Origin of the sequence: uncultured Streptococcus sp. (genome assembly GCF_963525625.1) — a bacterium.
Classification (GTDB): Bacteria; Bacillota; Bacilli; order Lactobacillales; family Streptococcaceae; genus Streptococcus.
The window spans coordinates 1-25190 of the sequence record NZ_CAURLD010000013.1 but is presented as its reverse complement, the minus strand read 5'-3'; the positions used below and the strand labels follow the sequence as shown (position 1 = coordinate 25190).

Annotated in this window: 24 protein-coding genes and 1 pseudogene; 21 read left to right on the top strand and 4 right to left on the bottom strand. The window is 40.9% G+C overall.

Annotated elements, in window-relative coordinates; translation table 11 throughout:
- The first annotated feature begins 6 nt into the window (after nucleotides 1-6).
- The 14 genes from pstB (RYK49_RS08110) (at nucleotide 7) to RYK49_RS08045 (ending at nucleotide 15522) form a co-directional block, all read left to right on the top strand.
- Complete coding sequence (pstB, locus tag RYK49_RS08110) at nucleotides 7-810, top strand: phosphate ABC transporter ATP-binding protein PstB (protein ID WP_314831371.1); 804 nt, start codon at nucleotides 7-9, stop codon at nucleotides 808-810.
- A 75-nt stretch (nucleotides 811-885) separates the two neighbouring features.
- Nucleotides 886-1644: a phosphate ABC transporter ATP-binding protein PstB gene (pstB, locus tag RYK49_RS08105; RefSeq protein WP_009660526.1), complete on the top strand. Its 759-nt coding sequence runs from the start codon at nucleotides 886-888 to the stop codon at nucleotides 1642-1644.
- A gap of 14 nt (nucleotides 1645-1658) precedes the next feature.
- Entirely contained in the window at nucleotides 1659-2312 is a 654-nt protein-coding gene (gene phoU / locus RYK49_RS08100) for a phosphate signaling complex protein PhoU (RefSeq protein ID WP_002900571.1), read from the top strand.
- 155 nt (nucleotides 2313-2467) lie between these two features.
- Nucleotides 2468-3097, top strand: coding sequence for a hypothetical protein (locus RYK49_RS08095; protein WP_314831370.1), 630 nt, complete (start codon nucleotides 2468-2470; stop codon nucleotides 3095-3097).
- 152 nt (nucleotides 3098-3249) lie between these two features.
- Nucleotides 3250-3843 carry a hypothetical protein gene (locus tag RYK49_RS08090; protein ID WP_314831369.1) on the top strand — a complete coding sequence of 198 codons (594 nt, stop codon included), beginning with the start codon at nucleotides 3250-3252 and terminating at the stop codon, nucleotides 3841-3843.
- A gap of 258 nt (nucleotides 3844-4101) precedes the next feature.
- The gene (locus tag RYK49_RS08085; RefSeq protein ID WP_125410325.1) at nucleotides 4102-4731 is read left to right on the top strand and encodes a hypothetical protein; all 630 of its coding nucleotides are present in this window, start codon (nucleotides 4102-4104) and stop codon (nucleotides 4729-4731) included.
- Complete coding sequence (locus tag RYK49_RS08080; protein ID WP_314831350.1) at nucleotides 4722-6065, top strand: hypothetical protein; 1344 nt, start codon at nucleotides 4722-4724, stop codon at nucleotides 6063-6065. Before RYK49_RS08085 ends, RYK49_RS08080 begins: the two co-directional genes overlap by 10 nt.
- Before the next feature lie 10 nt (nucleotides 6066-6075).
- The gene (locus tag RYK49_RS08075) at nucleotides 6076-6372 is read left to right on the top strand and encodes a hypothetical protein (RefSeq protein WP_002904305.1); all 297 of its coding nucleotides are present in this window, start codon (nucleotides 6076-6078) and stop codon (nucleotides 6370-6372) included.
- An 8-nt stretch (nucleotides 6373-6380) separates the two neighbouring features.
- Nucleotides 6381-6707 carry a hypothetical protein gene (locus RYK49_RS08070; RefSeq protein ID WP_314831349.1) on the top strand — a complete coding sequence of 109 codons (327 nt, stop codon included), beginning with the start codon at nucleotides 6381-6383 and terminating at the stop codon, nucleotides 6705-6707.
- Between the two features lie 166 nt (nucleotides 6708-6873).
- Nucleotides 6874-9414, top strand: coding sequence for a M1 family metallopeptidase (locus RYK49_RS08065; RefSeq protein ID WP_314831348.1), 2541 nt, complete (start codon nucleotides 6874-6876; stop codon nucleotides 9412-9414).
- 151 nt (nucleotides 9415-9565) lie between these two features.
- The gene (locus RYK49_RS08060; protein WP_314831347.1) at nucleotides 9566-13768 is read left to right on the top strand and encodes a GbpC/Spa domain-containing protein; all 4203 of its coding nucleotides are present in this window, start codon (nucleotides 9566-9568) and stop codon (nucleotides 13766-13768) included.
- 268 nt (nucleotides 13769-14036) lie between these two features.
- The gene (locus tag RYK49_RS08055; protein WP_002925100.1) at nucleotides 14037-14321 is read left to right on the top strand and encodes a helix-turn-helix domain-containing protein; all 285 of its coding nucleotides are present in this window, start codon (nucleotides 14037-14039) and stop codon (nucleotides 14319-14321) included.
- 55 nt (nucleotides 14322-14376) lie between these two features.
- Nucleotides 14377-14703, top strand: coding sequence for a multidrug efflux SMR transporter (locus RYK49_RS08050; protein ID WP_002904310.1), 327 nt, complete (start codon nucleotides 14377-14379; stop codon nucleotides 14701-14703).
- 3 nt (nucleotides 14704-14706) lie between these two features.
- Entirely contained in the window at nucleotides 14707-15522 is an 816-nt protein-coding gene (locus RYK49_RS08045; RefSeq protein ID WP_314831346.1) for an SDR family NAD(P)-dependent oxidoreductase, read from the top strand.
- A gap of 4 nt (nucleotides 15523-15526) precedes the next feature.
- Here RYK49_RS08045 and RYK49_RS08040 read toward each other — a convergent pair.
- Both RYK49_RS08040 and RYK49_RS08035 read right to left on the bottom strand, forming a co-directional pair.
- Nucleotides 15527-15787 (bottom strand): annotated as a pseudogene (locus RYK49_RS08040) (transposase family protein); the annotation flags it as partial.
- A gap of 150 nt (nucleotides 15788-15937) precedes the next feature.
- Nucleotides 15938-16480: a biotin transporter BioY gene (locus RYK49_RS08035; RefSeq protein ID WP_314831345.1), complete on the bottom strand. Its 543-nt coding sequence runs from the start codon at nucleotides 16478-16480 to the stop codon at nucleotides 15938-15940.
- Nucleotides 16481-16713: 233 nt separating this feature from the next.
- Here RYK49_RS08035 and RYK49_RS08030 point away from each other — a divergent pair, with 233 nt between their 5' ends.
- The 5 genes from RYK49_RS08030 (at nucleotide 16714) to RYK49_RS08010 (ending at nucleotide 21349) form a co-directional block, all read left to right on the top strand.
- Nucleotides 16714-17184, top strand: a complete 471-nt coding sequence (locus RYK49_RS08030; protein ID WP_314831344.1) for a hypothetical protein — start codon at nucleotides 16714-16716, stop codon at nucleotides 17182-17184.
- 104 nt (nucleotides 17185-17288) lie between these two features.
- The gene (locus tag RYK49_RS08025) at nucleotides 17289-17963 is read left to right on the top strand and encodes a response regulator transcription factor (RefSeq protein ID WP_002897753.1); all 675 of its coding nucleotides are present in this window, start codon (nucleotides 17289-17291) and stop codon (nucleotides 17961-17963) included.
- Nucleotides 17953-19344 (top strand): HAMP domain-containing sensor histidine kinase, encoded by a 1392-nt coding sequence (locus tag RYK49_RS08020; protein WP_314831343.1) that lies wholly within the window; start codon nucleotides 17953-17955, stop codon nucleotides 19342-19344. The genes RYK49_RS08025 and RYK49_RS08020 overlap by 11 nt, the downstream gene beginning before the upstream one ends.
- A gap of 159 nt (nucleotides 19345-19503) precedes the next feature.
- Entirely contained in the window at nucleotides 19504-19890 is a 387-nt protein-coding gene (locus tag RYK49_RS08015; protein WP_002895748.1) for a VOC family protein, read from the top strand.
- A 61-nt stretch (nucleotides 19891-19951) separates the two neighbouring features.
- Nucleotides 19952-21349, top strand: a complete 1398-nt coding sequence (locus tag RYK49_RS08010) for a polysaccharide deacetylase family protein (RefSeq protein ID WP_314865397.1) — start codon at nucleotides 19952-19954, stop codon at nucleotides 21347-21349.
- A gap of 82 nt (nucleotides 21350-21431) precedes the next feature.
- Here RYK49_RS08010 and RYK49_RS08005 read toward each other — a convergent pair whose 3' ends face one another.
- Both RYK49_RS08005 and RYK49_RS08000 read right to left on the bottom strand, forming a co-directional pair.
- The gene (locus RYK49_RS08005; RefSeq protein WP_314831341.1) at nucleotides 21432-22523 is read right to left on the bottom strand and encodes a DEAD/DEAH box helicase; all 1092 of its coding nucleotides are present in this window, start codon (nucleotides 22521-22523) and stop codon (nucleotides 21432-21434) included.
- Nucleotides 22513-23523, bottom strand: coding sequence for a Gfo/Idh/MocA family oxidoreductase (locus RYK49_RS08000; RefSeq protein ID WP_314831340.1), 1011 nt, complete (start codon nucleotides 23521-23523; stop codon nucleotides 22513-22515). The genes RYK49_RS08005 and RYK49_RS08000 overlap by 11 nt, the downstream gene beginning before the upstream one ends.
- An 80-nt stretch (nucleotides 23524-23603) precedes the next feature.
- Between RYK49_RS08000 and udk the strand changes: the two genes are divergently transcribed.
- Nucleotides 23604-24239, top strand: coding sequence for a uridine kinase (udk, locus tag RYK49_RS07995; protein ID WP_032909529.1), 636 nt, complete (start codon nucleotides 23604-23606; stop codon nucleotides 24237-24239).
- A gap of 163 nt (nucleotides 24240-24402) precedes the next feature.
- Nucleotides 24403-25071, top strand: coding sequence for a YoaK family protein (locus tag RYK49_RS07990; RefSeq protein ID WP_314865395.1), 669 nt, complete (start codon nucleotides 24403-24405; stop codon nucleotides 25069-25071).
- Nucleotides 25072-25190 lie beyond the last annotated feature (119 nt).

Below are 25190 nucleotides of genomic sequence, written 5' to 3'. Positions count from 1 at the left end.
GAAGAAATGACAGAATATAATTGGAATGAAAAACATATCATTACTTTTCCTGAAGAAAAGGTAGCCCTCTTAACCAAGGATTTACATGTTTACTATGGTAAAAAGGAATCCATCAAGGGCATTGATATGCAGTTTGAAAAGAATAAAATCACTGCTTTGATTGGTCCCTCTGGCTCAGGTAAATCCACCTATCTTCGCAGCCTCAACCGCATGAACGATACCATTGATATTGCCAATGTGACTGGAGAGATTCTCTATGAGGGGATTGATGTCAACCGCCCTGAAATCAATGTTTATGAAATGCGCAAGCATATCGGCATGGTTTTCCAACGGCCAAATCCTTTTGCCAAGTCTATCTATCGAAATATTACCTTTGCTCATGAACGGGCTGGTGTCAGAGATAGAAAGGTTTTGGATGAGATTGTGGAGACTTCGCTCAAGCAAGCGGCCCTTTGGGACCAAGTCAAAGATGACTTGCACAAGTCAGCCTTGACTCTCTCTGGCGGTCAGCAGCAGCGGCTCTGCATTGCCCGTGCTATCTCGGTCAAGCCAAACATTCTGCTCATGGATGAGCCAGCGTCAGCCTTGGATCCGATTGCGACCATGCAGCTGGAAGAAACCATGTTTGAACTTAAGAATAACTATACCATTATCATTGTGACCCACAATATGCAGCAGGCTGCCCGTGCTAGTGACTATACTGGATTCTTCTATCTGGGCGACTTGATTGAGTACGATAAGACGGCCAATATTTTCCAAAATGCCAAGCTTCAGTCCACTAATGACTATGTTTCAGGCCACTTTGGTTAAGCTGCTGTCCGTATTCATCACGATTCAACAAGCTTAGTCTTTGGTTGAATGTAAAATAAAATGAAGGAAAAACGTATGACAGAACCTATTTTGCAAGTCAAGGACTTGTCGGTTTATTATAATAAAAAGAAAGCCCTTAATAGCGTTTCACTTGATTTCATGCCAAATGAGATTACGGCTTTGATTGGACCGTCAGGCTCAGGTAAGTCAACCTTGCTTAAGGCCATCAACCGAATGGGCGACCTGAATCCAGAAGTAACGACTACAGGAACGGTCATTTATAACAGTCACAATATCTATGGTCCGAGGACAGATACGGTAGAGCTTCGCAAGGAAATCGGCATGGTCTTCCAACAGCCTAATCCCTTCCCTATGACTATCTATGAAAATGTGGTCTATGGACTTCGGATTAATGGTGTCAAGGACAAGGCAGTTTTGGACGAAGCAGTAGAGCGCTCCCTTATTGGTGCTTCTATCTGGGACGAGGTCAAGGACCGTCTGCATGATTCCGCTATCGGTCTTTCCGGTGGTCAGCAGCAACGGGTATGCGTAGCCCGCGTGCTAGCTACTAGTCCTAAGATTATTCTCTTGGACGAGCCGACTTCAGCCTTGGACCCAATCTCAGCTGGGAAAATCGAGGAAACCCTCTACAGTCTAAAAGACAAATATACCATGCTTTTGGTCACTCGCTCCATGCAGCAGGCGTCTCGGATTTCTGAAAAAACAGGCTTCTTCCTTGGCGGAGACTTGATTGAATTTAATGAAACCAAGAAGATGTTCCTCAATCCAGCCCACAAAGAGACCGAAGATTACATTACTGGTAAATTCGGATAACAGAAAGGAATCTTATGCTTAGAGTACAATTTGAAGAAGATTTAGAAAAACTTCATAATCAATTCTATGCGATGGGGAATGAAGTCCTATCGCAGATTAACCGGACGGTGCGTGCCTTTGTCACACATGACCGTGAACTGGCTCGTCAGGTCATTGAAGACGACGCTGAAGTCAATGACTACGAGGTTAAACTGGAGAAAAAATCTCTGGAAATCATCGCCCTGCAGCAACCTGTATCTCAGGACTTGCGGACTGTTATCACCGTGCTGAAAGCCAGCAGTGACTTGGAACGCATGGGTGACCATGCCGTATCTATCGCCAAAGCTACTGTTCGGATGAAGGGAGAGGTCCGCATCGAGTCTGTAGAAGATGCCATCAGCAAAATGGGGCGCGATGTTAAGAATTTCGTCGAAGAAACCCTGAACGTCTACCTCAATGGGAACGTAGACCAAGCTTATGCCGTAGCAGCTATGGATGAGAAAATCAACCAATACTTTGATGATATTCGCGATCTTGCTACAGAGGAAATCAAACAAAATCCTGAGCTGATTGTAACTGGCCGCGACTATTTCCAAGTTATCTCTTACTTGGAACGAATCGGCGACTATGCCAAGAATATCTGTGAATGGGTTGTTTACTTTGAAACAGGTAAAATTATTGAGTTGTGATGGTCAAAAGATGCGATTTGTTTCGTGTCTTTTTTGTATAATCTCAAGTATGGTTATCATTCTATTTTGTGTTTTAACTTACAACTAACTATGTTATACTACGGAAGTAGAGTCAAAAATTATTTTTTTATATTAGTACATAATGGAGAATGTTTATGAAGAAAAAGATCATTTTCGCCTTGGCAGTTCTGATGCTTCTCATTCCAGGTGGAATCTTTGGTGTGACAAAGTGGATTGAACACCAAAACTCACCCTATAATGTTAGTGACGTTTTAGACGATAAAGGAGTAAAACTTTACAAACGCGGATTTCGTTTGTTGGAAGAACAACTGGCAACTTACATTAAAGAGCACTATTCCGGAGTCACTAAAATAGAATTTTCACCTATACTAGTTCGAGGAGGTGACGGACGATATATGTTTCATGCCAATATTGTTCCTATAGTTTATGATGAATATGGAGATAAGGCGTATTTAGGTAAAAAAATTGGAAATCAAACATTTGCTCATTATGATGATTTTAGTAGTATTAGACTCGATTTTAATGGCTGGGATGAAGAAATCATTGAAATAAGAGTTGGTAGTGAATTTATTGATATATCTGATAGTAAATGTTTACCTGAAAATGCAAAACTTAATTCTGTTAAAGAAATTGATGAAAATATTGAAGCGCTTGTCAATGCTGGTCATCTAAAAGATGTGGTAAAAAGTGAAAAAGGTAGTCAAAAAGCGGAAATTCTCTATAATACAGAAATTAGGAAAGGAGAACATTTCAAATGGCGTTGATAGAATGGCATTGTTTATATTAAATAACGCTTAGCAAGACTAATAATTTGTAGAAAGTTAAATCATAAACATGATGAATCTTACCTTGTTGTTATAATCCTTATATATGCGTTCTAATTACAAATTTTTTACAGAACATAATGGAGAGACTGATGAAGAAAAAAATCCTTATAATGATTGCTGTTTTGGTTATGTTAGGTTCGGGAGGAATCTATATGTATAACAAACTGACAAAACCTAACCTTAGCCCCAAAACAGCCAAACTCTATCAGCATGGCTTTCGACTCTTAGAAGAACAAATTGGCACTTATATTAAGGAAAATTATTCAGGTGTTGAAAAAATAGAGTTTTCTCAAATTTATATTACTGGAGATGATGGATCTTCTATGTTGAATGCTGAAGTTGTACCAATTGTTTATGATTCTTACGGTAATAAAGCGAAATTTGGAGAGATGTATAAAAATTTTCAACAGCCTGCATATGGAACTATAGGTTATTTGAGGGTGAGCTTTGATTATTCAGGAAAATCTTATATAGAATTAAGTACCGATTCTGGAGAATTTAAAGAAGTGACTTATGGGCAGTCGCTGCCGGAAGAGATAAAAGTAAGAGAAATGAAGGATGTTGATTTTAATTTTGAAACCTTAATTAGAGAAGGAAAGTTAAAAGGTATTGAAAAATCAGATGAGGGAAGCCCAAAAGCTGAAATCATTTACAATGTTAAGCTAAGCAAAGGAGAAGAATAATATGACTTTGTCTGATCAAGAGGTTCGAAGAATGTAGTTAAATCTTAAGAAAAACGTAAAGAATGAAAGCGAAGTTATTTATAGGATTTGAAATAGAACTTTTTTATGTAAGAGATTCAAGATATCATAAACAGATAATTAAAAGCGCTTTTATAAAGAAATGAATGAGACCAGAAATAATGGTATGACTAGAAATATTATGATATACTATAATTAAAAAACAAAAGCGTTTTCATAAAGGTGTGAGGTAGGTAAACAATGAAGAAAAATAAATTTGCGATCATTGCAGTTCTTGTAGTTTTAATTTCAGGAGGAGTATATTGTATGACAAAATGGATTGAACACAAAAACTCTCCATATAATGTTAGTGATGTTTTAGACGATAAAGGAGTAAAACTTTACAAACGAGGATTTCGTTTGTTGGAAGAACAACTGGCAACTTACATTAAAGAGCATTACTCTGGTGTCAGTAAAATTGAGTTTTCGCCAATTTTTGTTCAAGGTGGGGATGGGCAGAGCATGTTTCGTGCAAATATTGTTCCTGTGATTTATGATTTACAAGGCAATAAAGCCTACTTGGGAAAAAAAATTGGTGAGAAATCCTACAGTCATTATGGTAGTTTTTGGGATGTTAGGCTTGATTTTAATGGCTGGGATGAAGAAATCATAGAATTAAAGGTTGGTGACGATTTTATTGATATTTCCGAGAGTAAAAAATTACCTGTGGAAGCCAAATTATCAACTAAACCAAAAATTGATGAGAATATAGAAGCTTTAGTTCAAGAACATCAGCTCGTAGATGTTAAAAAAAGCGAGAACGGTAGTCCTGATGCAGAAGTTGTCTATAATACAGAAATTAGGAAAGGAGACTTTTTAGAATGGCCTTAACAGACGAGAGCATACAGGAATTACAAGTTGAAGTTCTTAATATAATAAAAGAAGAAAAAAATGGGAATGAGTTCTCACTTGATGAGAGCGGAAAGAAATATAAACTGATTAACGAAGTCAACGAAACAACCCAAGCCATTGCTGTTGCGCCTCTTGATAAGGAAGGTAAGCCAGATTACACTCAAACTACTATTGTTGTTGCTGGTACTCAATCACCTAATAACGAAAATAATAACCATGTTACAGAATCAGTATTCAATGCGGTAATAGCAAGAAATCAATTAACAGAACAGACAAAGGACGTTCGAGAATTTTATAATCAATCATTAGCTAGTGCTAAAAAAATGGCTGGAACAGGACAGGAAGTTGATATTAGTAATATGTCGGGATTCAGTCAAGCTGGACCAGCAGTTGCTAAAGTAGCTGCGGAAATGAAAGTCCAGAAGATTACAAATTTTATGGACTGGGGTGCGTGGAATTCGTTGACAAAAAATACAGCCGATTATAGAGGTATTAGTGATGAAGAATTAGCATATATTAATAAACACTTACATTCATACAGTGATCAAGGGAAAGATTTAACAAGTTGGGATGGTCATGGAGGAATCATTCCGTATGGAAAAGTATTTACTGTAGAGGGAAAAAATCATAATGCTGGATTACCAAAGATTAAAGGTAATAGGCTAGATTTTGAGTGGTATGAAAAAAATGGTCTTTTCTGCACTGGTATGACCGAAAAGCAAGTCAGAAAGATTGCAAAACATAAAGCAAAAATGTATGAAATAAATGTAGCAACCGCAAATTTTGGATTAGACTATGCCAAAAAGAATCCTGAAAATTATGTTCTTGAGTATTTAAGGGACTACGGAGACTTCGCTCCTGAGCCTTCTAAGCATGATTTAATCGCCATAAATAGGAAATACATTGATGAATTGCATGCTTCTTTAAGAATTAGTTCTGGCGACAAAAAAATTAGTTTAAGAGAGGAACTCGTTCGCACAAGTGCTCAAACTGCTCTGCTTCAAGCTGAGGTCTATGAGCAAGAGATTAAAGATAAGTTAGCAAGTTCAAAATCAAAAGTAGAGGAACATATATCTGAATTAAGTAATGCAGCTCATACCCTTGCTCACAACCTTTCATCTGGTGAAGTAGAAGATCTTTTGTCTGAACTGACCTTATCCAAAGCTTGGAATGGGGAGACAGAAGCCTCTACTCTTGCCTCAGCAAGTGCATATACGACTAAAATGACGGAAATCGCTGGTAATTTAAACAAGGCCGCTGATAATATCGTAGCGATTGATCAAAAAGGCGCCCAGATTTTCACAAAAAAATAGGAGGAAGAGCATGATTGAACCAAATACAGAAGATCGAGCTGAAGCCGAACGGATAAAAAAAGAATATTTAAAGATTCAGGAACGTATTGCTATTCGTGGTTTAATTTCAGCTAAAATAGCTGTCCTTCTTGAAGAAAGTCAAGCTTTGCAGAGTTGGCTAGATAGTCAAGCAGAGACTATGAAAACTTTTGCCTCTACTCAAGTACCTGCTGACTTATCTGGAGCTTTCACAGGTGGAGCAGCAGATTCAATCAAGGAGGTACTAGGCGCTGTTCCTAAGCCTAGTTTGACCAGCCCTATCTTATAGGAGGCTTTATGGATTTTCAGAAAAAGATCGATCGTCTCGATGACGATCACATAGCGTTTCGAAAGAAAGTTAGTGAGTATGAATGGGATTATCAGGATATGAGACGAGAAGCTAAAAATGTTTCAGAGCAAATGAGCGAATGGATATTATCTTTTTGTTGCAATAGTCCTGATACCGTGCCCTCATATGAATTAAGACAAATAGAAGAAAATAGAGAAATTTTCGAGAGAAAAATTCAGCGTTATGAAGAACGGCTAAACAAAACTTATCACGAAGAAAATCGAATCTATAATAAAAAATTAGAGGAACTTGAGAAAGAAAAGAAGAACTCTTGACCGTTCTTCCATTTTCATAAACCACATTGACAGGTACTACCTGTCTTTTTGTTTGCATTTATTCTGCAACGAAATCTTCTAAATATGATACAATAATAACAGATTATAAGCGGACAAGAATGGCAGAGTAATCTTGCTGCGTTGTTCGCTAGATGAGGAGAAGCTTATGCAAGCAGTTAAACATTTTATTGAAACTTTTGTTCCTGAGCACTATGATCTTTTTTTGGATTTGAATCGTGCCGACAAGACTTTTTCAGGCAAGGTGACCATTACTGGGGAAGCTAAGACAAGTAAGATTTCCCTGCATCAAAAAGATTTGACAGTTGAAGCTGTAGAGGTGGCTGGCCAAGCTCGCCCTTTCACACTTGATAAGGACAATGAAGCTCTTTATATCGAGCTGGAAGCGGCCGAGCATGTAGTGGTGACCATAACTTATACTGGTAAGATTACGGACAATATGACGGGGATTTACCCATCTTACTACACGGTAGATGGTGTGAAAAAAGAGATTATCTCTACGCAGTTTGAGAGCCATTTTGCTCGTGAAGCCTTTCCGAGTGTAGATGAGCCAGAGGCTAAGGCAACTTTTGATTTAGCTTTGAAATTTGACCAAGCTGAGGGTGAGTTGGCCCTGTCTAATATGCCGGAAATTGATGTTGAAAACCGCAAAACAACTGGCGTTTGGAAGTTTGAAACGACTCCACGTATGTCTTCCTATCTCTTGGCTTTTGCTGCAGGTGATATGCAAGGAATTACTGCTAAAACCAAGAATGGAACCTTGGTAGGAGTTTATGCGACAAAGGCCCACCCAGCGAGCAATCTAGAGTTTGCTTTGGACATTGCGGTTCGCTGTATTGAATTTTACGAAGAATACTATGGAGTCAAGTATCCTATTCCTCAGTCGCTTCATGTGGCCCTGCCAGACTTTTCTGCTGGGGCTATGGAAAACTGGGGCTTGGTAACCTATCGGGAAATTTATCTGCTGGTGGATGAAAATTCAACAGCTCTGAGCCGTCAGACAGTTGCCTTGGTTGTTGCACACGAACTAGCCCACCAATGGTTCGGAAATCTAGTGACCATGAAGTGGTGGGACGACCTCTGGCTCAATGAAAGTTTTGCAAATATGATGGAGTATGTCTCAGTTGATGCGATTGAGCCTAGCTGGAAGATTTTTGAAGATTTTCAGACCAGTGGAGCTCCTTATGCCCTCAAGCGTGACGCGACAGATGGCGTCCAGTCGGTCCATGTAGAGGTCAAGCACCCTGATGAAATCAATACTCTTTTTGATGGAGCGATTGTCTATGCCAAGGGTAGCCGTCTCATGCATATGCTGCGCCGTTGGCTGGGAGACGATGCCTTCCGTAAGGGGCTAGGTGCCTACTTTGAGAAGCATCAGTATGGTAATACTATCGGTCTTGATCTTTGGGATGCTCTTTCTCAAGCTTCTGGCCGCGATGTAGCTGCCTTTATGGATGCTTGGCTGGAGCAGCCGGGGTATCCAGTTGTCACTGCTAAGGTCGAAAATGACTGCTTGATTTTGACCCAGAAGCAGTTCTTCATTGGAGAGCATGAAGACAAGGGTCGTCTCTGGCCAGTACCGCTCAATAGCAACTGGCAAGGACTCCCTGATACACTGACGACAGAAAGACTAGAAATTCCTAATTATGCAGCCCTGGCAGCGCAAAATGAAGGAGCCCTACGCCTTAATACAGAAAACACTGCCCACTATATTACAGATTATCAGGGTGAGTTGCTGGATGCTCTTCTGAATAATCTCAGCTCTTTGGACAATATCAGCAAACTGCAAATCGTGCAAGAGCGCCGACTTCTGGCAGAGTCTGGTAAGATTTCCTATGCGGACCTGCTGCCAGTCATCAGTAAGCTGGCAAACGAAACTTCTTATATGGTAGTTTCAGCTGTTTCCCAAGTTCTGGAAGGATTGAATCGCTTTGTGGATGAAGGCAGTCAGACAGAAGAAGATTACAAAGCCTTGCTGAAAATTCTCAGTCAAAGTAATTTCGACCGTCTTGGTTTTGAAAAACAGGAAGGTGAAAGCGATGAGGATGAGATGGTTCGTCAGCTAATTGTGGGCAATATGATTAAGGCTGACGACGAGACAGCTAAAGCTCAAGCAAGCCAGATTTTTGATAGTTATCGTGATAATTTGGAAAAACTCCCTGCCGCTATTCGTTTGCAGGTATTGGTCAACCAAATCAAGCATCATGAAAGCAAAGAGCTGACTAAGCTTTATCTGGACCTATATGTCGCTTCAAATGACGGAAGCTTCAAAAATGCGCTTTCTACAGCCCTTTCTTATACGAAGAACAAGGAAACCCTGGATGAACTGTTAGCGACTTGGAAGGATAAATTTACTGTAAAACCGCAGGATTTGTCAGCTTGGTATGCCCGTTTCCTCAGCCGGGATTTTACTCAAGAAGCAGTGTGGACTTGGGCGTGTGAGAATTGGGATTGGATCAAGGCAGCGCTAGGTGGTGACATGAGCTTTGATAGCTTTGTCATTAGCCCGGCAGTGATCTTCAAGACAGAAGAGAGATTGGCAGAGTACAAAGCCTTCTTTGAGCCGCAGTTAAATGATATGGCGATTAGCCGAAACATCAGCATGGGAATCAAAGAAATCGCTGCGCGTGTTGAATTGGTGAAGCGTGAGAAAGAGGCAGTGGAAAAAGCGATTCGAGCTGCAATCTGATGGATTTAATTAAATTGACAAGAAAGTCTGAGATATTATCTATCTCAGGCTTTTTCTTTATCATTTTGAGCATTTAAACATTGCTTATATGTCTTTGCTTTGATAAAATGGAATAGTATGTAAAATAAACAGGTAACTGTTTAAAGGAGAAATGGAGATTATAATGGAAAAGAAAATAGTCTATGGCTTCCGCAAGAGCCGCCTTTCTAAGGGCTTGTGCGGAGCTGTTTTGGGTGCGGCTTTGTTGCTAGCTGCTGGGTCGGTTCAGGCTGAGGAAAAGGCAGCTGAAGCAGTAGATCAGTCTTCCCTTTCTGAAGCTGCACTTTCACCAACCGAAGCGTCCCAGCCAACTGCTGCCCCTGCTCAGTTGGAGCCAGTAAGTCAAGACAAGCTTCCCTTGGGGGTTTCCCATGTGGAAATGGACCAAGCTTTGGCTGAGGCCGAGAAAGCGGGTATCCAGCTAAAGCAGGAGCCGCCTGTTGATTTAGGAACAGCTAGAAATCCAGAAGAAGCTACTAGTAAACGAGAGTCAGCACTAGCAGATTATGCGACCCAAGTCAAGGAAATACGTGAAACCACAGCAGCTTATCAGGAGCAGCTGAAGACTTATGAGAAAGAACTCAGCCAGAAAGAGTCTGCCAATCAAGCCTTGAAAGACCAATATGACAAGGCTTTAGCTTCCTATGCAGAAGAGTCCAGTCGTACTCAAGCTGAAAATGCTCAGCTTCAGGCAGACTATGAGCAGAAACGGACGGCTTATCAAGCAGAATTAAACCGTATAGTAAAAATCAATCAAGAGAAAGAAGCCTCCTATCAAGCAGCTTTAGCAGCCTATCAAGAGGAGCGTTCACAAATTTTACAAGAAAATGCTCAAGCGAAAGCAGACTACCAAACTGCTTTGGAGAGCTATGCTACAGAGCTGAAAGCTACTCAGGAGAAGAATGCTCAAGCAAAGCGTCGCTATGATGAAAAGCTTGCTCAGGTCTCAGCTCACAACAAAGCTGCCCAAGCTGAAAATGCAGTCATAGCAGAACGAAATCAGGCAGCTGAAAAGGCCTATCAGGAAGCAGTCAAGCAGTATGAAGCTGAAGTATCCAGACTAACTCAGGTTAAGGCAGAAAATGAAGCTGTTTATCAAGCTGCCTTGGCTGACTATGAGAAAGAATTGGCTCGAGTTCAGAAAGACAATGCTGAGCTAGAGCAGCAGTATCAGTCAGAATTGACGGCTTACCAACAGGAAGTAGGACGCATTCAAAGAGGCAATCAAGCAGCAAAACAATCTTATGAGACAGCCTTGGCTAAAATCCAAGAGCAGAACAAAGAGATTGAAGCACAAAATCTAGCTGTTCAGAAGAAAAATGCAGCCTTAAAGGAGCAGTATCAGGCTGATTTAGCTGCTTATCAAGAGCGATTGGCTGAGATTCGACAAAAAAATCAAGCGGCTGAGAAAGACTATGAGAGCAAATTAGCAGATTATCAAAAGAATCGCTCTGAAATCCAAGCTACTAATGATGCCAAAGAAAGAGATTATCAAGTGGCTTTGACTGCCTATCAAGCTGAACTTGAGCGTATTCAAGGTGAAAATAAGAAGCTGCAAACAGCCTATGAGACAGAAAAAGCAGGAGTAACAGCCCGTAATGCTGCCATTGAAGCTGCAAACGCCCAGATTCGTCATCAAAATCAGGAAAAACAAGAGCTTTATAAAAATCAATTAGCTCAATATGAGCAGGATGTGGCTCGAATCACCGAAAGCAACCAGAAAAGTCGAGAAACATACGAGAAAGCCTTGCTTACCTACCAAGAGGAAACTATTCGAATTGAGACGGAAAACAAGAATAAACTAGCTGCTTATCAGGCAGACTTAGCGACCTATAAAGCAGATCTTGCAAGAATTGAAGCAGAAAATCAAAGACTAAAAGAAGATTATAAGGCAAATCTTGCAGCTATTTCTGCTCAGAACACAGTAATCGAGCAGGAAAATGCAAGCATTAAGGAAAAAAATGCTCGATTGAAAGCCGACTATGATAAGCTCTTAGAAGAATATAAGAAGGCAAAAGCTGCCTATGATACTGCCAAAACTAAGTATGATGCAGCTCTTGTAACTTTTGAGAGAGAGTTGCAGGAAGCGGAGGCTAAGAAAAATGAAGAAGGCTATCTCAGCAAAGTTGAAAGCCAGCCATTTGTTTTCAAATCTGAGCCCCAGGCTGTCTTGACACTTGATCCCTCTATTAGAACCTATACCAATGATGAGCTGACTGAGGAGGTTCGTTCTTGGAGAATGGATGAATCAGGAATGAGAGCTTTGACCAGTGTTTTAAAAGGGAAAGAACATCAGACTAAAGTCGTTTTGCAAAAAGATGTGCCTCTGGTAGCTACTTATACCAATATCAAAAATTCCAGTATTCAAGGCAAGAAAATCGCTAAAGTTGTCTACACTTATACTCTGAAAGAATCAACGAAGAGTCAGGATAAGCTGCCGGTTTTCTTAGTTAAGGATCCAACCTTAACTGTGTGGACCTTGGATTTTCATGGCCAATCTCGAGTCAATGTCCAAGCGGAATTTTTTGATGAGGGTGGAGAAAGGCTTGATATGACAGGTTCTCTTGTCAGCTTCTCATCTTTAAATACTAATAAAGCTGCGATTGAGTACATCAAGAATTTTAATGGTGAATATGTTCCTATCACAGGATCTGCTATTAACATTCACCCAGATACCAGTGTTCATGCCGATATTTCTATTAACCATGAGAAGGAAGGCTCTCGCTTTGAGTATAATAAGTGGGATACGCCTACTAGTCCCTATAACTGGTATGGCGCTATTGTAGGTAAAGCCCAGGGAGATGTCATTTCCTTTGACATTGGTTCACGAAATCGGGGTTCTGCTTGGTTTGTCTTTAACTCTGATATTAAAGCCAAAGGTGTTCCAATGAAGCCTGTCGCTCCGACTGAGGTTGCCCAACCTCAGGAACCGGCTTATGAGGAAGTCAAGGCCTTGAATCCTCTTCCGAGTCAGCCAGTCTATCAATCTTTGCCGCAAGAGCCAGCTCAGCCAGCCTATCAAGAACTTCCTAGCCAGCCGACAGAAACTCAGCCTCTTCCTCTTCCAACTCAGCCTGAGGAGCCAGAAGTTCTACCGGAAAGCGATTTGGAAATTCTGCCGCAAGAGCCAACTTATCAGTCTGAACCTCTACAACCTCAAAAGCCAGTTTATCAGGAGTTGCCAGAAGAACCTAACTCCCCTTCTTTATTGACAGAGCCGGCTGTAGTTGAAGAACCAACCTATGAGAAGGAACAGCTCTTGCTGAGTCTTCCGCAAGCTCCGGTTGAAGAAGCGCTGCCGCAGGAACCACAACGACCATCTTATTTGAAAGAACCAGAAAAACCTCAAAAAGCTCCTGAAGTAAGCACGGGTGAGGCTCCGAAACCTCCTGTTTATGAAGAAGAAATTGCTTTAGAGGACCTGCCTCAAGAACCAAGTTATCTGCAGGAACCTCAGCGCCCTCAAGAACCTGTTCTTCAGCCTGAGCCCCAGTCACCTGTCAGAGAAAGTGACCTGCCTTTGATTGAGGAGCCTGACAAGCCGAATTATAAAGAGCTTCCTCAAAAACCTGCTGAACCTAACTATCAAGTTTTACCAAGCCGCCCGCAAGCACCGACTCAAACTTATCATTATAACCAGCTCTTTATCCAGTTAAAAGTCAGAGAAGAGTTGGAGGATGAGTCCAAGAAGAATATTCATCAACAAGAGGTTAGCCAGGGAAGTTTTGCTATCCTTAATCTGGTAACGGATGCTTTGCCTGCTTATCGCCAGCCAATTCATTCTTTCGTATTGGAGGATCGCCTGCCAGAAGGTTTTGAATTGGATCTAGAAGCGACTAGAGCGAAAAGTCCTGGTTACGAGGTTTCTTATGACCCGAGCACCAGAGTCTTGACTTTTGTTGCTGCATCAGGTCTGCTTGAGCGCTACAATGCTGACTTGAATACTGCGACCGAGACCTTGGCTCCAGCAGCAGTCGGTCGACTCTTGTATCCGGGCAGAACCTATACCAATCATTTCAGCTTGCTGATTAATAATCAATACCGGATTGAATCCAATCAGGTTAGTGTTTCGACACCTCCAGCAGGACTCACTGTTCAGCCAGCTCAAAAATTTGAGCCTCTTTCAAACCAGACTTGGCAACATCAAAGATTAGCAAGTAAGCAAGCAAGCAACTTGCAGCTATCTGTCAGCTACCAAACCACACAAGGTCAATTGCCTAAAACTGGAAGTAGTTCGAGTGCTCTTCTCACTTATCTTGGCTTTGCGGCCTTGCTAGCTTCAGCTGGCTTCCGCCCTTCTGAGAAAAAGTCATAAAAAGATAAGCAGCTCCTGCATCAAGAGCTTTTGAACATGATAAATCAAGACTGAGACAATTTCGTCCCAGTCTTTTTTACTGAGGATTTTTTGGGGCAAATGGTTGATAGATGTATCAAGTGTTTTAGATAGGCAAGTATTTTAAGATTAACGTAAATCGTGTTATAATAGCCATGTCAAAAAATTTTTACATACAATAATCACTAATGTTAAAGAATTTCATCTAGCCAAACAAATAAAAAATAAGTATGATGAGGAGGAAAAGATAATGTTAGGAAAACAATTGAAATTTATACGGGAGCAAAAAGGCTATAGTCAAGCTCAGATTGCAGAATCACTAGGAACGACTCGGCAGACCATCTCGAATTGGGAAAATGATAAGACGATTCTAGATAGTGCAAGTCTTATTCGTCTAGCCGATTTTTACCAGATTTCATTAGATGAGTTATGCGGTCGAAAAACTTTATCTATCTCCAAAGATTCGAGCATAAAATCAATGATTTTGACAAATGCCTGTACACTTTGGACTTGCTTTGTTTCATCTCTCGGATAATTCTATTGATTTTCCTGCTAACTTTTTAGTTATTTAGAATATTAGGAGGAAAACAATGTTTTACTATTTTTATTTATCTCTCGCAATTCTATTTGAAATTGCCGCCACAAGCCTTTTAAAATTATCTCAAGGTTTTTCGAAACTATTTTTCGGTTGCCTTGCTTTGATGTTTTATGGCTTGTGCTTTTTCTTTTTATCTCTATCTTTAAAGGGCATTCAGTTAAATCTAGCTTACGCTATTTGGTCTGGAATAGGTCTAGTAGGGACAACAATATTATCTATTCTGCTTTGGCACGAAAAAGTAACAGCTGTAAGTCTTTTAGGGATAAGTCTAGTTATTGTCGGACTTGTTTTATTGAATTTATCACAAAAGACTCACTAAAGAATGGAGAATGATATGTTTGATAATTATTTTAAAAATAAAAAGGTTGTAATTATTGGTGCAAGTGGCAGTTTGGGAAGGGTCTATACACGAGCTTTTCATCAAGCAGGTGCTAGGTTATATCTCTTAGGAAGAGATATAGAGAAGTTAAAGATGTTTGCGCAAGAATTTTCGTCTTTTATTCCAATAAGCTCAGTGGATATTACAAGTGAAGAGTCTCTAAAAAATCTAGTATCAGAGATACAAGAGTGGTCGGAATGTATAGATATTGTTATCAATGCAACTGGTTTTGATGTAAGAAAGTCTTTGTCAGCGCATTCCCTTGAGGACATAGAGCAGACACTATTGATCAATTTATCTGGCGCCATTCTGATTAGCAAGATTTTTCTGCCCTTATTAGCAAATGAAAAAGGTGCTACAATTGTGCATTCTGGCGGTTTTGCAGATGGGCGGCTCGCTTTCCCTTACTATAGCGTAGATGTGGCTAGTCGCGCAGGGATTTTTTCTTTTATTGAATCAATGAATCGCGAATTAAAACAGGAGCAGAAAAAGATGTATTTAACCTATTTTTGTCCCAATGCTGCGGACACACCCTCAGAAAAACCTTACCATCCTGTTTGGGAAGAGATGGGAATTAAGATTTCAACTACAAATGATGTTTGCCTGGCTTTGCTAAAAGGTATTAAGTCTCATCAAAGAGTCATCCTAATGGGGCGAGGGGCATCTTTGTTTGCTAAACTCAATCTTCTGTCTTCAAGATTAGCCGATTTTCTTTTATTAGATAAATATAGCCGTATATTGAAAAAGCACTTTTCATAATCCATTTTCTGCAAACTTTACAGCGGAAATGGCGTTTCTTTAATCGAATGTTAGTTTTGTATCCAGCACACTCTAAGTAGGGGATTTTAGATTCTTTTTGAAAATTATATTTAGCCATTTGCCCTTGGTAGTGAGGGCATTTAGGTGCAGGATAATCTAGCTTACCAATAAGTTCTTTATGTGTCCCCAAGTCCTTATAATCTAAAATGATCATATTTTTGTCTTTCACTCCGAGTAGGTTTGTGATAAAATTTTGTTGTTCCATAAGAGTCTTTCTGATGATTGTTTTGTCGCTTTTCATTATAGATCTTATGGTGCTTTTTTCTACAACAAAATAAGCTCTATAATCCCTGAGGTGGATTTACCCACAACAGAAATTATAGAGCTCAAATTTCTAGTGACATCTATGATTTTTTTATTTTTGCTTATTGAAATAAGAAAGATTTTTAAGATTTTTATATAGGATGACGCTTAAAATGGTTGTTAGAGTAATTTTGATCAAATCCGGAATTATAAATGGTAAGACGACACTTGTCCAAGCAATTTCTATGCTTTTTTGAGTGACTAGTATGAAACCAATCACTCCACCAATAAAAAGAACAATCTCACCTAATAAATTTGCAATAAAAATAAGAATAGGCTGCCCTTTTTGGCCTGCTAAAGAAGAAGTAACCAAGGCTCTAAGAGGGAAGAAAAGAAGAAATCCTGCTGTAGGTCCGTAAAATGCATGAAATCCACCACTACCTCCTGCAAACACAGGAAGCCCAATTGCTCCTAACAAAAGATAAATGACGACAGATAAAGTAGCTTCCTTAGGATGGAAGAGACTAGCAACTAAACCAATAGCTAAAGTCTGCAAGGTTATTGGAATAGGTCCAAAGGGAATTTGGAAAGGAGACAGAGCAGAGATTAGAGCTGCTCCTAAAGCAATCAAAGTTATAGATTCTATTTTTTTCAAAATAGTAACCCTCCTCGTTTGTTAATGGTAACTATTTTACAAAAAAAGACTTGAGCTGTCAATTTTTTGTTTAGAAAATTTTAAGAAAAAATTCAGTCCTGTTTAAGTAAAAATCTATATGATAATGCTATTCAAGTGAAAGGATGTGTATGGGATGACTTGCAAGCTGCATTAGCTTCTTGTTTGATAGAAACAGATAGAAAAATTTACAAAAGAAAGAAGGAACTTATTAAATGGATATGGAAAAAATGATTGTTGTAGAAAAAAGCACTAAATGGTGGCTGACGGTTGCGACGGGTGGTGCTCTAGCAGTAGGACTTCTGAGTGGCTATGGTGTTGCTACAGCTATTCACGGAACAAACAATCAGCAATCAGCTATTCAACAGACAGCTACTATGCCAGGAGCACCGGAGCAGGGGCAGAATGCAGGAAATGGCATGCCTCCACAAGCTGGTCAGAATGGTCAAAATGGTGGACCAGGTAATGGAATGCCGCCGCAGGATGGTGGTCCAGGACAGAACGGTCAAGAACGAGGTATGCAGCCTCAAGACGGTCAGGAGTCTAGCAAAGATAAGAGCAAGAATTCTTCTGCTCAGCAAAATGACAACGGGAAGAAAAACAAGAAAAAGTCTTCGACGAACACAAATGAACAATCGGACAAGAATAATAAGTCGACAAAAGAAAATAAAACGTCGCAGTCGTAGAAAAAACTTACTGATTTTGACCCAAGTCATGATATAATAAGAATAGCAAATAAAACAAAAACCAAAAGACATAATCTTGGTAAGTTTTATTGGAGGAAAGAAAGATGATTAAAATTCTATTGGTAGAAGATGACCTTGGACTGTCAAACTCAGTTTTTGATTTTTTAGATGATTTTGCAGATGTAATGCAGGTTTTTGATGGTGAAGAAGGTCTATATGAAGCAGAAAGCGGTGTCTATGACCTCATCTTGCTGGATCTCATGCTGCCTGAAAAGGATGGTTTCCAAGTGCTGAAAGATCTCCGAGCAAAAGGAGTCACAACCCCTGTTCTCATCATGACAGCTAAGGAAAGCTTGGATGATAAAGGACATGGCTTTGAGCTCGGAGCTGATGACTATCTGACAAAACCTTTCTATTTGGAAGAACTGAAAATGCGGATCCAGGCGCTCTTGAAACGTGCTGGTAAATTCAACGAGAATACTCTTTCTTATGGTGATGTGACTGTCAATCTATCTACAAATTCAACCACGAAGGCGGGTAAAGATGTAGAGTTGCTTGGTAAAGAGTTCGACCTCTTGGTTTATTTCCTGCAAAATCAAAATGTAATCTTGCCTAAGACTCAAATTTTTGACCGTCTGTGGGGCTTTGACAGTGATACCACTGTTTCCGTTGTCGAAGTGTACGTTTCAAAGATTCGTAAAAAACTGAAAGGAACGGCATTTGCGAAAAACCTACATACTCTTCGTAGTGTCGGCTACATTTTAAAAGATGCTGAATAAAATCAAGAAGACCTTTTATGCGGATGATTTCTCTTATTTCATTCGCTATTTTGGGCTGTTTACATTAATCTTCTCAGCCATGACCTTGATTATCATTCAGGTCATGCGCTCCAGCCTTTATACGTCTGTTGATGAAAATCTGAAAAACCTGAGTAATGATCCTAGTTCGGTAGCAGATTTGGCCTATCGGACGACAGGTCAGCAGTCTGATCCGAGCAATAAGGTCAACACTAAAAGTCCTAAAAGCAGTAAAGAGCCAGATGGCGATCCAAACGAAGAGCCTAAGCCTGACAATTTGACGACGCCAAATTTTAGTTCTAATACTTTCGCCCTGCTTTTGGATGATAATTATAAAAATATTTCCACCAGCAAGAGCGATGGCTTTCTGGACTTTAATTCCTTGGACTTTAACAAGTCCTATCTGAATCAAATCAAGGAAATTGTGATTGGCAACAGTTTTGGTCAAACGGAAAGTTATCGGGCTTATCTCTTTGATATTGATCCTAAAAATGAGTATCCTGATATCAAGTACGCTGTGGTCATGACTAGCATCAGCCAGTTAGAGCAGACCAGCGGTAAGCATGAGCAGTTGATTGCCATGGTTATGGTCAGTTTTTGGGGAATTTCCCTGATTGCCAGTATTTACCTTGCTCGGATGAGTGTCAAGCCTCTGCTGGAAAGTATCCAGAAGCAGAAGGCTTTTGTGGAAAATGCCAGTCACGAACTACGGACTCCTCTGGCAGTATTGCAGAGTCGCTTAGAGACGCTCTTTCGTAAGCCTGAAGCAACAATTATGCAGAGCAGTGAAAATATCGCTTCTAGCTTGGATGAAGTACGTAATATGCGCCTATTGACGACCAATCTGCTCAATCTGGCACGTCGTGATGATGGTATCAAACCTCAATATGGTGAAGTCGAACCAGAATTTTTTGATACGACCTTTGCTAATTACTGCATTATCGCAAGAGAGAATAAAAAAGCTTTTCATTCAGAAAATATGATTAAGAACCCTATTGTGACAGATCAAATTTTCCTCAAGCAGCTGATGACTATCCTATTTGACAATGCTATCAAGTACACAGATGATGATGGCGTAATCAGTGTCATGGCTACTTCGACAGATCGTTACCTTATTTTCCGAGTGGCGGACAATGGCCCTGGCATCAGCGATGAAGATAAGAAGAAGATTTTTGATCGCTTTTATCGGGTGGATAAGGCTCGGACCCGTCAGAAAGGTGGTTTTGGTCTGGGACTTTCTCTGGCCAAGCAGATTGTCGATGCTTTCAAGGGCACTATTTATGTCAAGGACAACAAACCAAGAGGTACGGTCTTTGAAGTTAAACTGCTATTGAAAGAAACGAAAAGGCGTTCTGTTAAATAGCAGAAGAGTGATTTTCATTGGCAATTTTTTTGAAAAACAATTCTTAGCAGGTCTTAATGGCTTGCTTTTTATATGCTTTCATTTACTTTTTTAAAAATTTAATATAAGTTTTGCCCAAAATAGGGTATAATAATAAACAAGAAAGAATGAGGTGAAATTATGGCATCAAAAATGTTACATACTTGTTTGCGTGTGGAGAATTTGGAAGCGTCTATCGCTTTTTATGCAGAGGCTTTTGGTTTTAAGGAGCTTCGTCGCAAGGATTTTCCAGATTATCAGTTTACTATCGTTTATCTAGGTTTGGAAGGCGATGATTATGAGCTGGAACTGACCTATAACTATGACCATGGTCCTTATGTGATTGGGGATGGCTTTGCTCATGTGGCACTTAGCACGCCAGACTTGGAAGGTCTGCATGCTGAGCACAAGGCCAAAGGATATGAAGTGACAGATCCAAAGGGTCTTCCTGGCAACCCGCCTAATTATTATTTTGTAAAAGATCCTGATGGCTACAAGGTGGAAGTCATTCGTGAGAAGAGTCTTTAACATCTAACTGTAGTTAATTTTGCAAGATAAATGATGATTTTTATTCATTTAGGATAGGTGTATGAAAAGACAAAATAACAAGAAACACGGTAAGAAAACACTCATCGTTCTCGGCTTGCTAGGTTTAGCTTTTGTTGCTGCTCTATTTCTGGGGGCTGTAAAAATTTACGCTATTTTCCAGGAAAAGGAACTGCAAGAGAAGGTTAGTGTGCTGATTGCCCAAGAAGAGACCTTCCACGCTGAAAATACTGAAAAGCAGAGCAAGATGATTGGCAGCCACTATGTAGAGGCCTTTTATCCTCTGCTGGATGGTCAGGTTATGGCAAGTGTCAAGGAGCAGATGGACGCAGATAGCCAGACGATTAAGGATAATCAGAAGAAGGGCGATAAGATTGAAGAATTGACCTTCTACTATGCTGAGGAAAAAGAAACGAGCCTGAAGGACGTCAAAGAAATACTGGTGCATCGCAAGGACTATCATGTCAAAGAGATGAAAATCAGTAAAGGAGAAGAGCGGGAAGTTGCTGACAGCTATCTCGATCCAGACGGCAGCCCTTTCACTCTGGATAAGGTCTTTCAGGATCCTGATGCAGCTAAGGAAATCTTCATCAATGAAATTTCCAGCCAGCTGACCTTTAGACAGGCCGATGAGGCGGTGCAGACGGAAATTCTTAATAACCTCAATGGAACGGAGTTGAGTCAGTGGTCTTTCCGTTATGAATACAGCCATTTTTCTATTAAGCTGAGTAAGGAAGTGCAAGGCTTAACCAGCATTGATGTTCCTTTATCTAGCTTTTATGACCAGATCAATGCGGACTATCTGACTGGAGATGACTTGGCAGCTTATCAGAGTTTTGAGGCTAAGAAGCATGTGAAAATGGTTGCTCTGACCTTTGATGACGGTCCAGATCCTAAGACAACACCGCAGGCTCTGGATATCCTCAAGAAATACGGCGCTAAGGCGACCTTCTTTATGGTTGGGCAAAATGTAGCTGGTAATGAAGCGATTGTCAAGCGCGTGCACAATGAAGGTCATCAGATTGGGATTCATACATGGGACCATCCAGTCTTAACCAAACTTCCTCTGGAGTCGGCCCAAAAAGAAATCCTTGATACCCAGACCGCTATTAACAATGTCATAGGCATCAAGCCAACGATTACGCGGCCTCCCTATGGAGCTATTAATGCTACAATCCAAAATTCGGTTGATCAGTCCTTTATCATGTGGAATGTGGACAGCCTAGACTGGAAGACACGCAATACTAAAGCTATTATGCAAGAGATTGCTAAAACTCAGCCAGGCTCGATTATTCTCATGCATGATATTCACCAGACCAGTATTGACGCTCTGCCAAGTGTCCTCGAGTATCTGAAGAGTAACGGCTATACTTTGGTAACGGTCGATGAGCTATTGGAAGGTCAGCTAGAGCCCCATCGTATTTATTACGGCAGAGACTAAGACTTAGCTTTTTGAAAATGTTGTTGGCAATGAGTAAAAGCAAAAAGCTTTGGAAATCTAATGTTTCCAAAGCTTTTTTAGTTTAACTCGTTACATAAAGTTCTTGATTTTTTAATACAATTTCACGAACGGAAGCGTATTTTTTCAAAGTTTTCAGTTCTTCAGGATGGCTGATGAGGGTGATGACATAGCCCTCCTTGCCCATGCGGCCGGTTCGTCCAGAGCGGTGGGTATAGGTTTCTAAATCGCGCGGAAGTTCATAATTGACAACACATTCTAGAGAATCAATATCAATGCCACGAGCAACCAAGTCAGTGGCTAGCAGGAGAGTAATCTGATGTTCTTTGAACTTGTCCAGAATCACCTTCCGGAACTTAACGTTGACATCGCTGGCTAGAGAAACTGCGTTGGCTTCACGATACTGGAGCTTTTCCTCGGCGCTTCCTAGGTCTGACAGAGCGTTGAAAAAGACCAGTCCACGGAAATCTTCAACATTGGATAACTTACGAAGCAAGTCCACTTTATCACGTTTTTCGACTTGTATGTAAAAGTGCTGGATGTTGTCCAAAACTTGGTCGTCAATGCTGATTTCTAGAGTATTTTCAGCAATCTTATCGTGGTCGAACTTAGCAGTGGCGCTCATATATACCAGCTGGTGGTCACGAGGCGCATAGTGGGTGATTTTATCTACAAAGTTATACTGAGAATCGCTGAGTAGCTGGTCAAATTCATCCAAAATGATGGTTTCGACATTCATCATCTTGATTTTCTTGAGCTTGACCAACTCGAAAATCCGCCCAGGCGTTCCGATGATAATTTCCGGACCTTTCTTAAGGCGCTCGATTTGTCGCTTCTGGCTGGATCCGGAGAGCAGGAGCTGGGCTGTCAGCCCTAAAGGCTCCGCCCAAGTTTTGCAGACCTCAAAGATTTGTCCAGCCAACTCAGTATTAGGAGCTAAAATCAAGAGTTGTTGGGCTTTTTTAGGTGTCAGTTTGAGCAGACTGGGAAAGAGATAGGCCAGAGTTTTACCAGTACCAGTCGGACTGATTCCCAGCACTGTATCGCCTGCAGAAATAGGCTCAAACATCTTCTCCTGAATAGCTGTCAAATTTTCAAACCCTAGCTGAGCCAGCTGATTTTGCCAGCTCGGGGGAAATTGTTCCTTAATCATCATCAACCTCAAATCTAATGCCAGCGTCTTTGCGCATGGCAAATAAGCTTTCGTGAACAGCCGTAGCCGCATTCAACCATTTCTCATAAACCGCATCCTGTCCGCCCTTGAGTACTCGCGCGAAAGCTTGAGCTTCCTCCAGCATGGTATGGGAAGCACGCTGGATATGCAGCGCCTCCTCTTGACCGTCCAGACTTTGGAAAATAGCTGAGCTGATAAATTCAATCCCATCTAAAGTCAGAGTTCCCTGATCTGTGTAAATCTCTGCAGACTGATTGCTGTTTATATTCTTACCGGCCTGAATCTGAACTTGAAAATCTGGATAGATGAGACAGCCGGCTCCATTTAAATCAATCGTATTAGCTAGCTGCTGGGCGCTGTAGCGAGCGAAGCGCGGATGGCCGAAAAGTCTGATAGCCGCATAGACTGGATAGACACCCAAGTCCATCAAAGCGCCGCCGGAAAACTTAGCTGAGAAAACGTTGGGTTGCTCTCCTGCAAGCAGAGCTTGCATTTTTGAAGAATACTTGGCGTAGGTGAAGTTGGCACCCAAGACGGTCTTGTCCTTGAGAAAATCACTGATTGTATCAAAGGCCTGCTCATGATAGTTGCGGGCAGCTTCAAAGAGATAGACTTGATGCTCGTCAGCCAGCTTGACCAATTCCCGCCATTCTTTGGGACGAGAAACCGCTGGTTTTTCGACAATGACGTGTTTACGAGCCAGAATAGCTACCTTGGCATGCTTGAAATGCAGGCTGTTGGGACTGGCGATATAAACGACGTCAATATCGGACGACAGAAAGTCCAGCATTTCAGTAAAGATGGCTGTATTTTCATAGTTTTGCACAAAGCACTCAGCAGAAGTTAAAGTCCGAGAGTAGACAGCTACCAGCTGATAGTCTCCTGTTGAGTGAGCGGCCTTGATGAACTCATGAGAAATAGAACCTGTTCCGATGATTCCAAGTTTGAGCATAAAAACCTCCTTTTTTCTATTTTTAAGCATGTACTTTTTTTTATTTTAGCTCTTTCATTATAACATGAATTGCGGTAAAATAGATAAGATAACAAGAGATGGAGCTTATAATGCAAAATAGACCTATTATTATTGGTGTAACTGGTGGTTCTGGAGGCGGAAAGACCAGTGTTTCTCGAGCAATTTTGGCTAATTTTCCAAACGAAAATATTGCCATGATTGAGCATGACTCCTACTATAAGGATCAGACGCATCTGACTTTTGAGGAGCGGGTGAAGACCAACTATGACCATCCTTTTGCCTTTGATACGGACCTGATGATTGAGCAGATCAAGGAGCTCTTGGCTGGTCGGCCAGTGGATATTCCCACTTATGACTATACGGAGCATACACGCAGTAAAAAGACCTATCGTCAGGAGCCTCAGGATGTGTTCATCGTTGAGGGGATTTTGGTCTTGGAGGACCAGCGCCTACGAGATTTGATGGATATTAAGATTTTTGTGGACACAGATGATGACGTTCGGATTATTCGTCGTATTAAGCGGGACATGGAAGAGCGCGGCCGCAGTTTGGATAGCGTTATCGAACAGTATTTGGGTGTCGTTAAGCCTATGTACCATCAGTTCATCGAGCCGACCAAGCGCTATGCGGATGTCATCATTCCAGAGGGAGCTTCTAATAAGGTGGCTATTGACCTGATTACGACCAAGATTGAAAAAATCCTTAAGGAAGCCAGAGAAGGCTAGGACAGGCAGCTTTCTAGCTCTGTCATTTGAGGAAATAAAGTCTGTGAATCTGGTGAATCGCAGTAGCTACAAGATTTTGAAATATAATCTAGCAAGGGGAAGTGGACGGACTGAAATCTATGATTTTCGGAGTCTGGTCACTCCCTTATTTTGTAGGTGGTTTATGAAACAATTTGTAAAAAGAGAGTTTCACTCTCGTTCAAAATTTTTTGCCTGCCTCTTGACCTTTTGTGCAGGATTTATCGACGCCTATACCTTTATTGAGAGGGGTGGTACCTTGGTGGCAGGTCAGACGGGAAACGTCGTTTTCCTTTCGGTTGAGCTCATCAATCAAGAGACAAGAGGAATCGAAGTGAAATTGGCAACTATGTTGGCTTTTATGCTGGGGATTTTTTTGATGACTGTTTTTCAGCATCATTTTGAGCATTCTTGGCGCAGGCTGTCCAGCGTTTTTCCCTTGATATTGACGACAACTGTCGCAGGATTTTTGCCAGCAAATGTACCCCATCTTTATATCGTGCCACCACTTGCTTTCTGCATGGGCCTGGTTGCGACGGCTTTTGGCGAGGTGGATGGCATTGTCTACAACAACTCCTTTATGACGGGGAATATCAAGAAAACCATGGTAGCTTTTGGCAACTATGCTCGAAACAAGAAAGGGAAAGATTTGAAAGAAGGCCTTTTCTTTGTTGCCCTATTGGCCAGCTTTGTAGTCGGAGCCATCATCTCTACCTATCTGATTCAATTTTACCTCTTGAAGACCATCTGGCTTGTTTCCCTGATTCTAACAGCCTTTCTCCTTTTCCGAGGTGTTCAGTATATGAGGAGATGAATAAAGTGTAATTAGAATATGTTGCGATTCCTGAAAAAATAGAAGAAGCAGAACTTACCTTGCTTCTTTCTTTCTTTCTTTCTCTTATTTTTGCTAATAACTCTCAAAAATAATCCAGC

Bases quoted from the DNA above. Each gene is read 5' to 3' on its own strand.
- pstB (WP_314831371.1), top strand. From the start codon at position 7: ATGACAGAATATAATTGGAATGAAAAACATATCATTACTTTTCCTGAA.
- pstB (WP_009660526.1), top strand. From the start codon at position 886: ATGACAGAACCTATTTTGCAAGTCAAGGACTTGTCGGTTTATTATAAT.
- phoU (WP_002900571.1), top strand. From the start codon at position 1,659: ATGCTTAGAGTACAATTTGAAGAAGATTTAGAAAAACTTCATAATCAA.
- RYK49_RS08095 (WP_314831370.1), top strand. From the start codon at position 2,468: ATGAAGAAAAAGATCATTTTCGCCTTGGCAGTTCTGATGCTTCTCATT.
- RYK49_RS08090 (WP_314831369.1), top strand. From the start codon at position 3,250: ATGAAGAAAAAAATCCTTATAATGATTGCTGTTTTGGTTATGTTAGGT.
- RYK49_RS08085 (WP_125410325.1), top strand. From the start codon at position 4,102: ATGAAGAAAAATAAATTTGCGATCATTGCAGTTCTTGTAGTTTTAATT.
- RYK49_RS08080 (WP_314831350.1), top strand. From the start codon at position 4,722: ATGGCCTTAACAGACGAGAGCATACAGGAATTACAAGTTGAAGTTCTT.
- RYK49_RS08075 (WP_002904305.1), top strand. From the start codon at position 6,076: ATGATTGAACCAAATACAGAAGATCGAGCTGAAGCCGAACGGATAAAA.
- RYK49_RS08070 (WP_314831349.1), top strand. From the start codon at position 6,381: ATGGATTTTCAGAAAAAGATCGATCGTCTCGATGACGATCACATAGCG.
- RYK49_RS08065 (WP_314831348.1), top strand. From the start codon at position 6,874: ATGCAAGCAGTTAAACATTTTATTGAAACTTTTGTTCCTGAGCACTAT.
- RYK49_RS08060 (WP_314831347.1), top strand. From the start codon at position 9,566: ATGGAGATTATAATGGAAAAGAAAATAGTCTATGGCTTCCGCAAGAGC.
- RYK49_RS08055 (WP_002925100.1), top strand. From the start codon at position 14,037: ATGTTAGGAAAACAATTGAAATTTATACGGGAGCAAAAAGGCTATAGT.
- RYK49_RS08050 (WP_002904310.1), top strand. From the start codon at position 14,377: ATGTTTTACTATTTTTATTTATCTCTCGCAATTCTATTTGAAATTGCC.
- RYK49_RS08045 (WP_314831346.1), top strand. From the start codon at position 14,707: ATGGAGAATGATATGTTTGATAATTATTTTAAAAATAAAAAGGTTGTA.
- RYK49_RS08030 (WP_314831344.1), top strand. From the start codon at position 16,714: ATGGATATGGAAAAAATGATTGTTGTAGAAAAAAGCACTAAATGGTGG.
- RYK49_RS08025 (WP_002897753.1), top strand. From the start codon at position 17,289: ATGATTAAAATTCTATTGGTAGAAGATGACCTTGGACTGTCAAACTCA.
- RYK49_RS08020 (WP_314831343.1), top strand. From the start codon at position 17,953: ATGCTGAATAAAATCAAGAAGACCTTTTATGCGGATGATTTCTCTTAT.
- RYK49_RS08015 (WP_002895748.1), top strand. From the start codon at position 19,504: ATGGCATCAAAAATGTTACATACTTGTTTGCGTGTGGAGAATTTGGAA.
- RYK49_RS08010 (WP_314865397.1), top strand. From the start codon at position 19,952: ATGAAAAGACAAAATAACAAGAAACACGGTAAGAAAACACTCATCGTT.
- RYK49_RS08005 (WP_314831341.1), bottom strand. From the start codon at position 22,523: ATGATGATTAAGGAACAATTTCCCCCGAGCTGGCAAAATCAGCTGGCT.
- RYK49_RS08000 (WP_314831340.1), bottom strand. From the start codon at position 23,523: ATGCTTAAAAATAGAAAAAAGGAGGTTTTTATGCTCAAACTTGGAATC.
- udk (WP_032909529.1), top strand. From the start codon at position 23,604: ATGCAAAATAGACCTATTATTATTGGTGTAACTGGTGGTTCTGGAGGC.
- RYK49_RS07990 (WP_314865395.1), top strand. From the start codon at position 24,403: ATGAAACAATTTGTAAAAAGAGAGTTTCACTCTCGTTCAAAATTTTTT.